Below are 397 nucleotides of genomic sequence, written 5' to 3' on the forward strand. Positions count from 1 at the left end.
GTTTTATTCGCGATTTTGAAGAGCTTTATACTTACTACAAGCAAACCAAGTTGCAGCACCTATATCAGCAAAACGGCAAGTTATTTGCGTTGTTTCAGATTGGTGAAAAGCTCTCTGACGTACGAGTGTTTAGATGGGAGATACACTCAGATAACACTATTCATTATATTGATAATCGCGGTGAACGCGATATAAAGCACGCACACGATTATGATTTTGAATGGCAAGAAACAGACCGCAGTGAGCATGTTGAAGGGCGTCACGGTCATATAAATATTGCTGATACCGTATTTGTTGAAACCATTGGTGGCACGCTCACCATAAAAATAGAAAACCGCACCGAAACCGGTGAAGGTATTCATCAAGAACCCGTTGAAGATAAAAACCAATCGCTTGC

Annotated in this window: 1 protein-coding gene; it reads left to right on the forward strand. The window is 40.8% G+C overall.

The features are described from left to right. On the forward strand, positions 1–397 hold a 397-nt coding region (locus R2R70_RS19100; RefSeq protein ID WP_410978764.1), incomplete at both ends, for a DNA repair ATPase.

This window comes from Cobetia sp. SIMBA_158 (assembly GCF_046566945.1).
In the GTDB taxonomy this organism is placed as follows: domain Bacteria; phylum Pseudomonadota; class Gammaproteobacteria; order Pseudomonadales; family Halomonadaceae; genus Cobetia; species Cobetia amphilecti.